The sequence below is a fragment of the Staphylococcus sp. LKG4-2 genome, from assembly GCF_050955665.1.
GTDB classification, from domain to species: domain Bacteria; phylum Bacillota; class Bacilli; order Staphylococcales; family Staphylococcaceae; genus Staphylococcus; species Staphylococcus saprophyticus.
In genome coordinates this window covers 827,657-842,031 of sequence record NZ_CP194532.1, presented here as the reverse complement: position 1 = coordinate 842,031, position 14,375 = coordinate 827,657, and the positions used below count along the sequence as shown (strand labels likewise).

At 32.5% G+C, this 14,375-nt stretch carries 15 protein-coding genes, 1 pseudogene and 1 riboswitch; of the genes and pseudogenes, 5 read left to right on the top strand and 11 right to left on the bottom strand.

Features of this window, described 5'->3' with window-relative positions:
- Window positions 1-68: 68 nt before the first annotated feature.
- A complete protein-coding gene (locus ACM6UH_RS03910; RefSeq protein WP_011302537.1) occupies window positions 69-1,502 on the bottom strand; it encodes an alkaline phosphatase in 1,434 nt (477 codons plus the stop codon).
- 258 nt (window positions 1,503-1,760) lie between these two features.
- Entirely contained in the window at window positions 1,761-3,149 is a 1,389-nt protein-coding gene (locus tag ACM6UH_RS03905) for an amino acid permease (protein ID WP_047504436.1), read from the bottom strand.
- A gap of 431 nt (window positions 3,150-3,580) precedes the next feature.
- Between ACM6UH_RS03905 and ACM6UH_RS03900 the strand changes: the two genes are divergently transcribed.
- From ACM6UH_RS03900 to ACM6UH_RS03890, 3 genes are read left to right on the top strand one after another with little or no spacing between them, the layout of a single operon-like run.
- The gene (locus ACM6UH_RS03900; protein WP_011302535.1) at window positions 3,581-4,426 is read left to right on the top strand and encodes a formate/nitrite transporter family protein; all 846 of its coding nucleotides are present in this window, start codon (window positions 3,581-3,583) and stop codon (window positions 4,424-4,426) included.
- A 56-nt stretch (window positions 4,427-4,482) separates the two neighbouring features.
- The gene (locus ACM6UH_RS03895; RefSeq protein WP_002482541.1) at window positions 4,483-4,842 is read left to right on the top strand and encodes a hypothetical protein; all 360 of its coding nucleotides are present in this window, start codon (window positions 4,483-4,485) and stop codon (window positions 4,840-4,842) included.
- Window positions 4,839-5,024 (top strand): hypothetical protein, encoded by a 186-nt coding sequence (locus tag ACM6UH_RS03890; RefSeq protein ID WP_002482540.1) that lies wholly within the window; start codon window positions 4,839-4,841, stop codon window positions 5,022-5,024. Before ACM6UH_RS03895 ends, ACM6UH_RS03890 begins: the two co-directional genes overlap by 4 nt.
- 47 nt (window positions 5,025-5,071) lie before the next feature.
- Here the strand turns inward: ACM6UH_RS03890 and ACM6UH_RS03885 are convergent, their stop codons facing one another.
- From ACM6UH_RS03885 to ACM6UH_RS03875, 3 genes are all read right to left on the bottom strand, one after another.
- Window positions 5,072-5,263, bottom strand: coding sequence for a hypothetical protein (locus ACM6UH_RS03885; RefSeq protein ID WP_011302534.1), 192 nt, complete (start codon window positions 5,261-5,263; stop codon window positions 5,072-5,074).
- 4 nt (window positions 5,264-5,267) lie between these two features.
- Window positions 5,268-5,912 (bottom strand): HAD family hydrolase, encoded by a 645-nt coding sequence (locus tag ACM6UH_RS03880; protein WP_048787450.1) that lies wholly within the window; start codon window positions 5,910-5,912, stop codon window positions 5,268-5,270.
- Between the two features lie 186 nt (window positions 5,913-6,098).
- Window positions 6,099-7,013, bottom strand: coding sequence for a bile acid:sodium symporter family protein (locus ACM6UH_RS03875; RefSeq protein ID WP_011302532.1), 915 nt, complete (start codon window positions 7,011-7,013; stop codon window positions 6,099-6,101).
- A 258-nt stretch (window positions 7,014-7,271) separates the two neighbouring features.
- Here ACM6UH_RS03875 and ACM6UH_RS03870 point away from each other — a divergent pair, with 258 nt between their 5' ends.
- Window positions 7,272-7,802: a hypothetical protein gene (locus tag ACM6UH_RS03870; protein ID WP_011302531.1), complete on the top strand. Its 531-nt coding sequence runs from the start codon at window positions 7,272-7,274 to the stop codon at window positions 7,800-7,802.
- 261 nt (window positions 7,803-8,063) lie between these two features.
- Here the strand turns inward: ACM6UH_RS03870 and ACM6UH_RS03865 are convergent, their stop codons facing one another.
- A complete protein-coding gene (locus tag ACM6UH_RS03865; protein WP_011302530.1) occupies window positions 8,064-9,650 on the bottom strand; it encodes an alpha-glucoside-specific PTS transporter subunit IIBC in 1,587 nt (528 codons plus the stop codon).
- A gap of 214 nt (window positions 9,651-9,864) precedes the next feature.
- Here ACM6UH_RS03865 and ACM6UH_RS03860 point away from each other — a divergent pair, with 214 nt between their 5' ends.
- Window positions 9,865-10,632, top strand: a complete 768-nt coding sequence (locus ACM6UH_RS03860; protein ID WP_002482534.1) for a MurR/RpiR family transcriptional regulator — start codon at window positions 9,865-9,867, stop codon at window positions 10,630-10,632.
- A gap of 60 nt (window positions 10,633-10,692) precedes the next feature.
- Here ACM6UH_RS03860 and ACM6UH_RS03855 read toward each other — a convergent pair.
- From ACM6UH_RS03855 to ACM6UH_RS03835, 5 genes and pseudogenes are all read right to left on the bottom strand, one after another.
- A pseudogene (locus ACM6UH_RS03855) lies at window positions 10,693-10,935 on the bottom strand (transposase); the annotation flags it as partial.
- Window positions 10,854-11,108, bottom strand: coding sequence for a helix-turn-helix domain-containing protein (locus ACM6UH_RS03850; protein ID WP_119496115.1), 255 nt, complete (start codon window positions 11,106-11,108; stop codon window positions 10,854-10,856). The gene ACM6UH_RS03850 and the pseudogene ACM6UH_RS03855, both read right to left, overlap by 82 nt.
- Window positions 11,109-11,230: 122 nt before the next feature.
- Entirely contained in the window at window positions 11,231-11,737 is a 507-nt protein-coding gene (locus ACM6UH_RS03845) for an SRPBCC family protein (protein ID WP_011302526.1), read from the bottom strand.
- 363 nt (window positions 11,738-12,100) lie between these two features.
- Complete coding sequence (locus ACM6UH_RS03840; RefSeq protein ID WP_041784777.1) at window positions 12,101-13,393, bottom strand: Na+/H+ antiporter NhaC family protein; 1,293 nt, start codon at window positions 13,391-13,393, stop codon at window positions 12,101-12,103.
- 115 nt (window positions 13,394-13,508) lie between these two features.
- Window positions 13,509-13,609, bottom strand: a riboswitch (SAM riboswitch).
- Window positions 13,610-13,739: 130 nt separating this feature from the next.
- Window positions 13,740-14,351 (bottom strand): flavin reductase family protein, encoded by a 612-nt coding sequence (locus ACM6UH_RS03835; protein WP_041079152.1) that lies wholly within the window; start codon window positions 14,349-14,351, stop codon window positions 13,740-13,742.
- Window positions 14,352-14,375: the final 24 nt, after the last annotated feature.

The following is a 14,375-nucleotide window of genomic DNA, read 5'->3' as shown; positions in this document are numbered from 1 at the left end:
CTAATGATCACATTGTATTGTGAACTTAGAGAAAGTGTTTTTTTTGTTTTCTTAGTTATGAAATTGAATTAAGATGATTGATCATTTTTGAAAAAATCAAAGATGTTTTTGGCATTATCTGTATTATCAATGTTACCTTGGAATCGGTCACTACCTGGACCAAATGCATAAGTATTTACATCTTCACCAGTATGACCATACGTTGTCCATCCAGTATTAGACTTATCGTTAATTGGTTTTTGTACTGCATCTTGTAGTTTTTGTAATTGATCTTTATATTTTTCGTCATCTTCATCAAGATCTTTTAATTTTTTAGCTTCTTCATTAATTTTATCAATTTGACTTTGTTTTACATCAAATCCATAACCCTCTTTAATGACTTTCGCAGCGTCTTTACCACTAGCAATTTGCTTTGTCATATAAGAACCTGAATGTTTCATTGAGTGAATCGCATCTGGATTCCAAACGTAGTCTTTACCCTTAGCAATGGATAACCCACCTGTTGAATGGTCAGCAGTCGCAACGACTAGCGTATCTGGATTTGCTTTAGCGTATTGTGTTGCATAGTCAAATGCTTTTTCAAAACCTTGCATTTCAGACATTACGCCAGTAACATCATTAGGATGACCAGATTTATCAATTGAAGCACCCTCTACCATTAAGAAGAATCCTTTATCATTTTGTTTCAATTTATTAACAGCAGTATCTGTCATATCAACAAGTTTTGGATTTTGTTTTGGTGCATCAATTTGTAAAGGCATATCATTATCTGCAAATAAACCTAGTATTTGCTTGCTATTAGAGTTTTGCATTTGCGATTTATTCTTCACAATATCATAACCATCTTTTTTTAATTTATCTGTGAGGTTACCATTCTCTTTTCCGAAATATTCAGCACCGCCACCAAGTAGCACGTCCACTTTGTGTTGGCCATTTATTTTATCATTATAAAATTGTTGCGCAATTTCATCTTTTTTATCACGATCATCAACATGTGACGCATAAGCTGCTGGTGTAGCATCCGTAAGTTCAGCAGTAGACACAAGTCCAGTTGACTTACCATTTTCTTTAGCTTGTTCTAAAACAGTTTTAACATCCTTTTTATTTTCATCAACACCAATTGCACCATTATATGTTTTATGACCAGAACTAAAAGCAGTTGCCCCAGCAGCTGAATCCGTTACATTTTCTTTTGGATCATCTGGATTTGTACGTTGGTTACCTGCTAAATAATGATCAAATGCTGTTTTATCCATTTCTTTTGTTTCAGGATTATCTGCAAAATAACGGTATGCAGAGTTATATGAAGGTCCCATACCATCGCCCACAAGGAAAATCACATTTTTAGGATTTTTAGTATTTCCCATATATGAAACTTCATCATTTTGATTTGAATCTTGTCCTCCGCCTGATGCATAAGTTGGTTGTGCACTCCCCAATGCTGTACCAGCCACAATTGCACTTGCTACAGAAATAGTTGCTAACCTATTGAAGATTTTCATAAATTAATAACTCCTTTAATATGTATTATCGTGCTACACATTCAGTTTAAAACACTAGTTTTGAGTGAACATTTTAATATAGTTAATTTTCTGTAAATTAACTATATTATGAATATAAATAGCTTATTAAATAAATATGAAACCTTTTATGTTGAAATTATTTTAATAAAAAAACAAACAGAGCCTGAGACATCTATTTTTGTCTCAGACTCGTTATACTTCAATAAGCATTCAAGCTATTTCTAATATTTACTTTACTTATATCAGTTTGTCTTTACTCAATTTATGGTAGCCTTTTAAGAAAAAGAATAATGTCATAAATAATAAGAATATAATACCAATTACAACTGAAACGACGGTTTCTTTATTAAACAACATACCAATCAATACCATTATAAAGAATGCCATCGTAATATAGTTTGTTATAGCACCACCAGGCATCTTGAATGGGTGACCATCTAATTCGTCAGGATGATTTTTTCTAAATCTTAAATGACTAATTAAAATCATAAACCACGGTACCATACCAGGTAAGATTGACGCACTATATACGTAAACAAAGATACTGTCTGCACCTTTAATGAATAAAGGTAAGATAACATTTAATAATGCACCAATTAAAATACCAATTGCAATGGCAAGTACAGTCCAAATTGGAACACCATTTTTCATAACTTTACCAAAGAATTTAGGTAACATGCCTTTTTGAGATAAGTTCAATGTCATACGACTAGCACTGAATATACCTGAGTTACAACCTGACATTGCTGCAGTCAATACAACAAAGTTAATTAAACCAGCTGCAAAGGTAATACCTACTTTCGCAAATGTTGCTACAAAAGGACTACCTATGTTTCCTAATTCATCCCATGGATAAACAGTAACAATCACAAAAATTGCACCAATATAGAAAATTAATATACGCCAGATAACACCATTAACCGCACTTTTAATATTTTTCTGCGGATCTTTCGTCTCACCAGCTGTAATACCAATTAATTCCACACCTTGATATGAACCAATAACAATTGATAGCGCAAAGAAGAATCCAATCCAACCATTAGGCATGAAACCACCATGTGACCATAAATTAGATAAGCCGATCGCTTCTCCACCATTACCAAGTCCAAAGAAAATTAATCCAAAGCCAGCAACAATCATTAATATAATTGTTACAACTTTAATCATTGCAAACCAGAATTCAAATTCACCGAACGCCTTAACAGATACAAGGTTTGCACCTGCTAATAGTGCAACCACAATAACACCAGGAATCCACTGTGGTAAATCTGGGAACCAGTAGTTCATATATTCTCCAACGGCAATGACCTCACTCATTCCTACAACAACCCATTGGAATATATTACTCCAAGCTGTTAAGTACCCTGCCACTGGATGTATGTAATCACTTGCAAAGTTAGCAAAAGAACCAGAAGTTGGATGTAAGTAAACCATTTCTCCCATTGCTCTCATTACTAAGAATAAAAAGATACCTGCAATTAAATATGCGAATATCACAGAAGGACCTGTCCATTTTATAGTGCTGGTTGCCCCCATAAACAATCCAACACCGATTGTTCCGCCAAGAGCGATCATACGCATTTGACGAGCACCTAATCCCCTTTGTAATTCATTATTTTCTTCCATCATTCAAACCCCATCTCTTTCAAATATAAGTAAATTTCATTTCACTTATTATGTCGCTATTATACTATAAATTCAAAAAATTTAAACAATTATTTTGAATTATGTAAGGGTTTACATTTTCCGTCATTAATTGTATGCGATTTTAGTAAAAAAAGCAAAGTCTTTTTTTATTATTTTATTACTTCAATCCTACATTTTTTAAATATAGGTTTTAAACATCTATATAAATAAGTTTTAAAGAAAGCACCATATCACTATCCATCAGTACTTTGCGCATGATATTCAATGATTTAGGCTCATAAGGAAAATTCATTTTATTCAAACATCACTTAAATACTTTATAGCTTATCAAAATATATTTTGTGAAAATATTCACAATTTAATCACTTCGTAGTATACTATGCTTAATTAAAGAAAGTGAGGATAATAAAGTGAACGAAAAAAATGTTAAATGGGATAAAGTCTTTTACGGTAAATCTTGGATAAATCATGTAGTAGATACAATAAGAACAAAGGATATACTTCAAAGTTTTTATTTCAAACGTTATTTACTTCGCGCCATCATGGCTGGATTTATATTAGGTGTCATCACAGTATTTGTATTACTTATTAAAGCTTCTCTTGATACACATGTTCCCACAGGTGTTATCAATTTAGTGGCTGCTGTCGCATTTAGTTTTGCGCTTGTTTTAATACTATTTACAAATTCAGAGCTACTGACAAGCAACTTTATGTATTTTACTGTTGGTTTATATTATCGCGTTATCAGTCCAACTCGTGTTTTAAAAATCTTCATGCTTTGCTTTATTGGGAATGCCTTAGGTGGCCTAGTTTTCTTTCTTATATTAAAAGGCTCTGATGTTATGACAGTTGATATGTTTACGCAATTAGAGGCAACCATTGAACATAAAACATTATCTTCAAGTTTGATAGCGATATTAATTAAAGGTATTTTTGCAAATTTCTTCATTAATATTTCTTTAGTCATTGCGATGCAAATAGATGATATTTTAGCTAAAATGTTTGTCATGATGTTTGGTGTGTCAATTTTTGCATTTATGGGTTATGAACATGTCGTATACAATACTGTCCTTTTCGCAGGCGGTCTCATTTATCATAGTAACGTATTAGCTTTAACTCCTGCAGTTATCAATCTGATTGGTGCAGGTATTGGGAATTATATCGGGGGTGGTTTAATTATAGGTTTATTCTATGCATATTTAAATGATCACCATCAATATGATCACAAAGTATCAACTAAACCAGTGAAACATTAACTTAAATACATTGTATGGTATACTCTTTATTAGATTTGATTACAAAGGAGTTTTATATGAATCAACACTTACTGAAACGTACAATTACGATTTCCATCATTTTTGGTGTGTTATTTTTCGTATTAAATTATTTTAGTGGTTCCGATAGTTCCATTGGGCAACTCATATTAAAAAGTATACTTGTCATCGTTGTCTTTGGCATTTTATATTTTGTGCTTTTCTCTATAGTAAATTCACCTGAAAGAAAATATAAATTTGGAATAACCATTCCAATCGCATTACTTATTGCAATACTCATTAGTGCGATATTCTCCGCTCTGAAAGTAGGTATTGTCATTGGCTTAATTCTCGGGATTATTGCTGGTTATGTATGGGAATTTATTGCAAAAAATAAAAATGGTGGTGACAAATCATGAGTATTATCTTAGGCGTCGTTGTTATGATTTTGTTAATCGTAAGTTTGATACCCAACCTTAAAGCTGTTAAAAAATCAAAAGAAACAGGTGAAAAGAATCCTCGTTTTGCCATTATGGTGGGAATCGATGCGATTCTACTTATTCTTGTTATCGTAACACTTCTATTTAAATTTTTATCATAGAAACATAAAATGGCTGCCGTGTTTTAACACGACAGCCTTTTTTAATATCAAAATTGATTTTGTAAGACAAAATAATAAAGTGCTGCTGCGCCTAATAAATAAACTAAAGTACCCACCATAAACGAACGGAAATGAATATGAAACGGTATCTTTTTATTAAAAATAGGTCCTAGTACTAAATTACCAATCGCTAATATGATAGGTCCACCTAAGAAAAACAATATCAAATAACCATTCATAGTATTAACCCCTATTATTTTCAAAACATAATTTTATAATCTCTTCTGCAGATAAATCTTTTCCTATATAAGCAACCTCATTAAAATCTTGTAATTCTGTCATCTCGTTTGTATTAACAATGACATCTAATCCTGCGGTAACAGCAGCCGTGGCACCATTAACAGAGTCTTCTAACGCAAGACAATTCGTAGGATTGTAATTTAGTTTTTGCACTGCTGTTAAATATGGATCTGGATTCGGTTTAATTGCTGCAACATCCTCACGTCCTACAATAATATCTATATAAACATCTAAACCTAAGTTTTTAAATGTTGGCAGAATATCTTCTCGATAACTACTTGTTGCGATTGCCATTGGTATATGGCGTTGTTTACAATAATCCATTAACTTTTGTACAGATTCAATAATCGGTAAATCCACACTTGTTTCATGATGCTCTTCATAAATTTTATTTTTATTGTCAATACCAAGTACTTCCTCTAAATAATTATGTAATGCGGTTGCAGCACCACCAATCGATTGTCGATAATAGTCTAAGCTAATTTCATTTTGCTTATGCTGTTTTAAATGTTTATTGATGATTTCAAATAGATGTTTTTCTGTATCAATCATCGTACCATCAAAATCAAATACCACTGCTTTATACATGAATATGCCTCCAATAATTGCTTCACAATTCAATAATTTAATCGTTTCTATTTAGTAATAGCTTATCATAATTTCAAGTGTAATTAATCTTCTTTATCTTATCAATTTCACACCAAAAAAAGTGGGTACCTAAATTCACTACTTAAAGTCGTAGTGTCATTTGTGTACCCACTGTTGATTAAGATTTTAACGTTTATTCCAGTATTTTGCTAAAATTGGTCCTGTAATATTATGTACTAAACTAAATACTGCACCCGGAACAGCTGCTAGCGGACTAAAATGCACAGTCGCTAACGATACTGCCAGACCAGAATTTTGCATTCCAACTTCAATAGATACTGCTTTCTTGTCTGCTCTCTCTAGTTTAAATATACGTGCTAGCGTATAACCAAGTGTATAACCTACTATATTATGCAAGATAACAACAGCAAAGATTAATAAACCAGTTTCAAGAATCTGTGATTTACTCCCTCCAACGACTGATGCTAAAATTAATGAAATAGCAACTACAGATACAATTGGCAATGCCGTAGCAGATTTGGCCGCAAAATTTTTGAATACCTTTTGTAATATAAAACCAATCAATATCGGTATCAATATAACTTGAATGACTGACCAAAACATACTCATGAATGAAACTTGTAGCCATTCATGCGCAAATAAATATATTAATGCTGGTGTCATAATTGGCGCAAGTAAAGTTGAAACACTTGTGATGGCAACTGATAGCGCAACATTCGCATTAGCTAAGTAACTCATAACGTTACTTGATGTCCCTCCTGGACAACAGCCTACTAATATAACACCAATTGCAACTTCTGGTGGTAAATGAAATAATTTTGCTATTAAAAATGCCGTTAATGGCATAATCGTATATTGTAAAATGACGCCAATAATAACTGAACGTGGCGACTGAAATACAATTTTAAAGTCTTTGGGATCAATTGTTAACCCCATCCCCAACATCACAATACCCAATAAATATGGTACCCATCCGCTCAATGTAGCTAACTGTGCTGGAAAAATAAATCCAATAATTGCAGCAATTAACATCCATACTAAGAATGTGTTGGTGGCAAATCTACTAACTTTTGATAACATCTTAAACACTTCCCTCTATGTATTAACAAAGAAAAATGTATCATACTTTAAGCCCTCAAACAACTGAATTTTCTAAATATTCTAATTTTTTAAATACTAGTGTTTAAATTTTTTTCAACTTCATTCTATAGACCTAGTGCTTACTGTAAAAAAGAGTGGTACAATCTAATAGAAATATAAATATGTAAAAATTTAAGTGTAATAGAATATTATGATTAATAACGATAAAACACTTTATATAGATATTGGGGGTATAATATGTTTTTAGATAAAACTGAAACGTTTGTGTTAAATATTGAAGGTCTTGGTAAGCGCGCGACGAGAAAGCACTTAACAAAACTTTTAAAACAAATTCACTTTTGTAATTCTTTTAAATTCACTATTTTCAAGAAAAATAATTTATATGCTTTAGAGATAAATTTACCGAAACAACAGCTACCATATTTGATTAGCTTTTTAAGTTTTCATAATTATGCCATCTATCAAATACTAGAAAGTGCACATTCAGATGAACTGTTAGCATTAGATCACTTATTATTATCATCGAAACGTTTTGAATTAGTCGTAGATGGTCTACATGATGCATTTATAAAAGATAAAGTCATCGACATCATGAATTTAATCAATCAAACTGACTATATCTCTTATACCTTCAATAGAAACAAGATAAATGTTTCATGTTCACCTTCTATATTTGCAAAATTAATATATTTAGTTGCAACACATAATATAGATGTACTCGGAGCAGTATACCAACCAAGACTGATGCATAAAGTAAGAATTTCATAAACTTCACATAAATTTGGAATAAGCATGACATATCGTTTTTCCTAAAATAGCGTTGACATGAACTAATTCCAATATAACTAAGTAGAGTCTGAGACAAAAATAGATGTCTCAGACCCTTTTTCATTTAGGCAGTAGATGACTGAAGTGAAAATGCGCTTATATCAAGCTATTTTCAATCCTAGTCATCCTTGCCGGGGTGGGACCACGAAATCTCTATTAGAAAATTTGATTTCTGTCCCACTCCCTAAAATCCACTATACTTTACTGCGATTCATTCACTATATTTTCAAAAGCCTCTCTTACTTGTGGCACAGACATACCTACAACGACTTGTACGTTCTTACCACTCTTAACTAATCCATGCGACATTTGGTTATGCGTAAAATACCCACTATCTTCTACTTTCTCTGGATCATTAACAGTCAATCTCAAACGTGTCGTACAATTAGTAACATCTTTAATATTTTCCTTACCACCTAAGCCCTCTAAATAATAAATTGCTTTATCTTCATACTCATTTCCAGTAGATGCAGTTGTTTTTGTTTCTCCTTTTTTATCTTTATAATCATGTTTACTATACAATTTCACATCTTCTTCATCTTTTTTACGACCAGGAAGTGGAATATTGAATTTTAAAATTAAAAATCTAAATAAGAAGTAATATATTGCTGTAAATACAAGACCAATAATTATTTGGAATACGTATGTTAGCCAATGGTTTTGTGCTAAAGGAATCCAGTTTGTTGCGAAGAAGTCTAAAAGTCCCCCGCCAAAATTACCGACAAGACCAAATCCATACATTAATGTATCCATTGTAGCAGCTAATAATGCATGTAATACAAATAAATAAGGTGCAATAAATAAGAATGTAAATTCTAATGGTTCCGTAATACCTACAACGACTGCAGTTAATGTTGCTGGTATAAGTAATGCTGCAATTTTCTTTTTATTCTCTTTAGGTGTCGTAGAGTACATTGCTAAAGCAATACCAATAGCACCAAATACTTTACCATTACCTTGTAGCATAAAGCCATAAGGAAATTGTTCTTTTAATGGTTTCGTACTCTTAGCAAACTCATTGACATGTTCGAACCATTCGGCTTTCAAACCGTGATTAACTACTACTGGGCCGACTTCAATTGGTGCATAAATGAAATGATGTAGGCCAGTTGGAATGAGCACTCTCTCTAAGAAATGGTACAACCATACACCAATATAACCTGAACCTATGATAAATCCTTGTAATGATGAAATGCCTCCTTGTACAGTTGGCCAAATAATACAAGTAATTAATGCAACTGGCAACATAACAAAGAATGAAATCGTAACAACAAAGGTCAATCCTTGGAATACCCCTAACATTTCAGGAAGACGTTTACTGTAATAGCGATTATGTATCCAAGTTATGATACTGGAGATGATAATACCGCCTAATATGTTTGTATCGAGCGTTTCTATACCAGCAATCGCTTTAAGGCCTGTTACATTTTCAACGCCTTTTTCCAAATTTGCGCCAAATGTATGTGGCCATTGCGTAAGTATTGCATTGATAAATGTATTAAACATTAAGTAACCCATTAAGGCAGCTAAGGCAGCGTGTCCCGGTGCTTTCTTAGCTAATGATAAAGGTAAACCTACTACAAAGACGATTTCCATGTGATTAAATATCGTCCAACCACCTGATTCAATCACAGACCAAATCTTAAACCAATTCGTTCCTTCTTCTGCAATACTCCCCATAATTGATGGATTTTTAAATAGTGTTGCAAACCCAAGTACAATACCAAAGAAAGCAAACATTAATACAGGTACGATCATTGCACTACCAAACCTTTTAATTGCGTTCATAACTGTGTTCCCTCATTTCCTATCAGTTCAATTTTCAAAATTTTAAACATCTATACTTTTTTATTATATTCAATCGTATTCATTGCTTATGCTTAATATTAAAGGAAACGCTTACATAAAAACAATAGTTTGACGTCATTTGGAATAATTTTGTATAATCAGATTATATTTTCAAAAGTTGAAAATATTTTCATTAAGTGTGAGGTGATTACCATTGTTTTTAGATGAACGCGTCAATAATAACTTTAATAAATTAAACGAAAATGATTTACATATAGCACATTTTATTAATACACATATTAATCAATGTAAAACGATGAAAATACAAGAATTAGCTGCGAATACCCATGCATCCAATGCGACGATCCATCGTTTTACACGTAAGCTTGGGTTTGACGGATACAGTGATTTTAAATCTTATTTAAAATTTGAAACAGAACAATCACATCAGCTGCCTTCCGACTCTATTGAAGGATTTAAACAAGAAATTGAAAATACGTTCACTTATTTAGAGCGCATTGATTATGAACTGATTACCGATAAAATTAACCAAGCCGAAACGGTCTATCTATACGGTACAGGTTTAGCTCAGATGAATGTTGCTCAAGAAGCACAACGGATTTTATTAACAATTCATAAGAATATTATTGTCCTACATGATGTTCATGAATTTAAAATGGTCTTAAATAAAGCAACACCGAAAGATATCTTTTTTATCATTTCGCTTTCCGGAGAAACAACGCAACTTTCAGATATCACTAATTTACTGCAACTGCGTCAAAAATACTTTTTCTCAGTAACTACATTGAAAGATAACACGCTAGCACAAAAAGCAAATTATAATATCTATGTTTCGAGTAATACGTTTTATCTCGTAGATGGTATAGATTACTCTAGCTTTATCAGTTATCATATCTTTTTCGAAACATTGCTACGGAAATATAATGAACGCCAAGAAAAAGGCGAACTCAACACACACTAAAAAAAGGACTTACAAGCAATCAATTCATTTTGTACTGAACCCCAAAAGTTGTACTTTGGTTTAGTGTAATATTTCAAAGGTTTGTTTCCTAAAATTTTTAGGAGACAAGCCTTTTAATTTTGATTTAATTCTTTCATCATTATAAAAAATAATATAGTTTTGAATAGCTAGCTCCAATTGATAAAAATGATCAAATTTTTCTCCATAAAACATTTCTTGCTTCAATAATCCAAAAAAGTTTTCCATAACTGAATTATCGAGACAATTTCCCTTTCTTGACATACTTTGAAACACTTTATTTTCAATCGTTTACTTAACCCTTCGGGTCCAAATTCTTTATATTGTGTAACCCACCTTTCGATTAAACTTTTATTCGATATTTCATATTTCTTTGTTAATGCTCTATAACCTAATAAACTATTCAAATATTCTTGAACTACCTTTAATTTAAATTCATATTTGTAATGTTTGCCCATAAAAAATACACCCCTAAAAGTTAGATTTTTAGTCCAACTTTTGGGGTGCACATCATTCATTTAGCATGCTTGTAAGTCCTTTTTTTATTTGTATTAAAATGATATTTTGTCGTTTTTTATAATTATAATTCCGCTTCAAATGTTTCTAATGCAATTTGTAGTTTATCAAATAACATTTCAAAACCATGTGCAGTAGAATCATGGTATTCTTTTTTCTTTTGCTTATATTCTAATGTTGTAAGTCTACGTTCTCTAGGAACATACGCAGTATAATTGAAAATCATTTGTGTGATGCCAGGTTCTCTTTCGAATATTTCAACTTCTATCGTATCTTCAGAATCACTTAGCTCTGGCATACCTATGGTCATTACAATATATTCAAAAGGCGTTAACGTACGATATGATCCTTGAATTTTATTTTCTTTGCCTTTTCTTACATCAATAATCGTATAGTTTCCATTTTGTTCAGCATCTACTTGGATTGATTTATTTGTTCTTTCTGTTGTCATAAACCATTGTTTAAGAAAACGTTCATCTGTCCACGCTTGATATAACAATTCTGGTTCAACTTTAAATAATCGTTCAAGACGTATCTCAACATTTTCATTCTCTACATTATATTTAGCCACGATGGATTGTTCACCTACTTTCACTCTTATTTCTATTCTAACGCATTATACAAGACTTCTAAACTATAATCATGCGAAATATGAGTGGTTTGTATGATTTTATCAAACTTTCAACAACTTTATTTTATCGTTAATAGTCAGTAAACGTCAAAATTTTGCATTCTTAAATCTTTAACAATTAGGATTAAACTTAATAAAGCATCGTGTACTACGCCGTTAGTCTATACTTAAAAAAGAGAGTCAGAAATCAAATGATACATAAGATTCCGCACTCTCTCAATTTATATTAAACTTAACAATTTTGCATGACGACTGTTAATCATCCATACATATGAAATATTCACTTCACATGATTGTTAGGGTTTATTTCTTGTCCAATCTCGGCAATCTAAAGGCGATAGCAATCAGACCACAAATCCCTAATATCATCGGATAAATCGCATACGGTACCAATTCAAACGGTGATATAGATGCCACACCTGCTGCTGCAATAAGCTGTGGACTATACGGTAATAGTCCTTGGAAACAGCTTGCAAACATATCTAGAATACTTGCTGATTTACGCGGATCTACACCATATTCATCTGAAATGTCTTTAGCTAATGGCCCTGCCATTAATATAGAAATCGTATTATTAGCAGTTGAAATATCGGCCACACTCACTAAGCCAGCAATTCCTAGTTCTGCGCCACGCTTAGATTTCACTCTATTACGCACAAAATTAAGTAACCATGTAATACCACCATTGTGTTGTATCAATGCCACTAGACCACCAATTAATAGTGCAATAATGGCAATATCCTCCATGCCAATAATCCCTTTAGAAATAGAGCTTAATAACCCAATCCAATCAAAGGTACCATAAAATAAACCTATAATTGCTGAAAGTATAATACCGCCAATAAGTACAATAATAACGTTGACGCCGAATAATGCGAGTATGAGTACAAATAAATAAGGTACTACTTTTATAAGATCATAATCGTAGCTCTTAGATGCATCAATTTGTGCTCCATTTGTTAAAAACCAAAGTACAATGACAGTAAATATGGCACCAGGTAACACGATTTTGATATTCACCTTAAACTTATCACTCATTTTTGTTTTTTGAGTTCTTACCGCAGCTATCGTTGTATCTGAAATCATTGATAAATTATCACCAAACATCGCCCCACCTACGACCGTCGCCATAGTGATGGCTGCAGAGACATCCGCCTGTTGGCTTAGTCCAAAGCCAACAGGCGCTATAGCTGCTACAGTGCCCACGGATGTACCCATAGAAAGTGACACGAACATACATATCACGAATAAACCTACAATGATTAAATTCTCAGGAATCAAAGATAGTCCCAAATTCACTGTAGATTTTACGCCACCCATATCTTCAGTTGTTTGCGAAAACGCTCCTGCTAATAAGAAAATGAGCATCATTAGTATAATATTGGAATGTCCTGCACCCTTAGTAAAAATTTCAACTTTCTTTTGAAATGATTCTTTTCTATTTAATACAAGTCCCACAATTGTCGCTACTAGTATCGCAACATTTAGGGGCATTGTAGTGAAATCGCCGGTAATGATACCAACACCTAAAAACATACCCACAAAAATAATTAAAGGTATCAGTGCCCATGCATTACCTTTCTTTGTCTCCTCCATACAAAACCAACTTTCCTTTAAGTTCAAACAGAACATCAATTTTTCTACCATTAAATAAACTTACTCAAATAAAAAACTCTTTCCAATTGAAGAAAGAGTAAACTTTGTACATTTATTCTTATCTTCTAGCATAAATGATGCTACTGGAATTGGCACACGCATAATCATGTTGCCGAAGTATCCACAGGCCAGTCCCTCCACTTCTCTTGATAAGTTATTTAATTTATTTTTCACAGTACAATATTAAATTAGTTTCGTCAATTACTGTTTTAAATTCTTGCTTAAACTTTAACAAATCTTAACAATTAGCTGATGAGCTAATGACTTCAGTCTTATCATTTATAAATTACTCTGTTGGTCGATTAATCGTAAATGATTGTCCTAATGCAGCATAATCATTTCCAGCTAAACGTGCCACAGGCGCTAATGCTTGTGCATCTATTTTACTATCATCAAAGTAAACTGCCTCATCAATGTGATACATCACAACCTCACCAATGATTAAATCTGATCCTTCTTGAGCATCGCCTAATGTAACGATTTGATTTAGTTTGCATTCCATTCGAATTTTGGCTTGTTCCACACCTGGTACAGGCACGACTTCTGATTTCACACATGTCAACTGCGTTCTTTCTAATTCATTTAGTGTTCTGTCTATAGGTGCAGCCGTTTTATTTATTTGTTCTACAGTCATTTCATCTGTAATATGAACTACAAATGAGCCTGTTTCTTCAATATTTAACGATGTATCTTTGCGCTTTCCTTGTGAACGTGCAGTAGAAATCATAATCATAGGAGGTGCGCTGCATACAACATTAAAAAAACTGAACGGTGCAGCATTTAAATTCCCATCTTTATCCTGTGTTGTCACAAATGCAACTGGTCTTGGAATAACACTACCACTTAATAATTTATAATTCTGTTGTTTCGTTAATGTGTTTGCGTTATATTGTTTCATCCACATTTATACTCCTTTTAAAAA

Bases quoted from the DNA above. Each gene is read 5' to 3' on its own strand.
- ACM6UH_RS03910 (WP_011302537.1), bottom strand. From the start codon at position 1,502: ATGAAAATCTTCAATAGGTTAGCAACTATTTCTGTAGCAAGTGCAATT.
- ACM6UH_RS03905 (WP_047504436.1), bottom strand. From the start codon at position 3,149: ATGGAAGAAAATAATGAATTACAAAGGGGATTAGGTGCTCGTCAAATG.
- ACM6UH_RS03895 (WP_002482541.1), top strand. From the start codon at position 4,483: ATGAATCAACACTTACTGAAACGTACAATTACGATTTCCATCATTTTT.
- ACM6UH_RS03890 (WP_002482540.1), top strand. From the start codon at position 4,839: ATGAGTATTATCTTAGGCGTCGTTGTTATGATTTTGTTAATCGTAAGT.
- ACM6UH_RS03885 (WP_011302534.1), bottom strand. From the start codon at position 5,263: ATGAATGGTTATTTGATATTGTTTTTCTTAGGTGGACCTATCATATTA.
- ACM6UH_RS03880 (WP_048787450.1), bottom strand. From the start codon at position 5,912: ATGTATAAAGCAGTGGTATTTGATTTTGATGGTACGATGATTGATACA.
- ACM6UH_RS03875 (WP_011302532.1), bottom strand. From the start codon at position 7,013: ATGTTATCAAAAGTTAGTAGATTTGCCACCAACACATTCTTAGTATGG.
- ACM6UH_RS03870 (WP_011302531.1), top strand. From the start codon at position 7,272: ATGTTTTTAGATAAAACTGAAACGTTTGTGTTAAATATTGAAGGTCTT.
- ACM6UH_RS03865 (WP_011302530.1), bottom strand. From the start codon at position 9,650: ATGAACGCAATTAAAAGGTTTGGTAGTGCAATGATCGTACCTGTATTA.
- ACM6UH_RS03850 (WP_119496115.1), bottom strand. From the start codon at position 11,108: ATGGGCAAACATTACAAATATGAATTTAAATTAAAGGTAGTTCAAGAA.
- ACM6UH_RS03840 (WP_041784777.1), bottom strand. From the start codon at position 13,393: ATGGAGGAGACAAAGAAAGGTAATGCATGGGCACTGATACCTTTAATT.
- ACM6UH_RS03835 (WP_041079152.1), bottom strand. From the start codon at position 14,351: ATGAAACAATATAACGCAAACACATTAACGAAACAACAGAATTATAAA.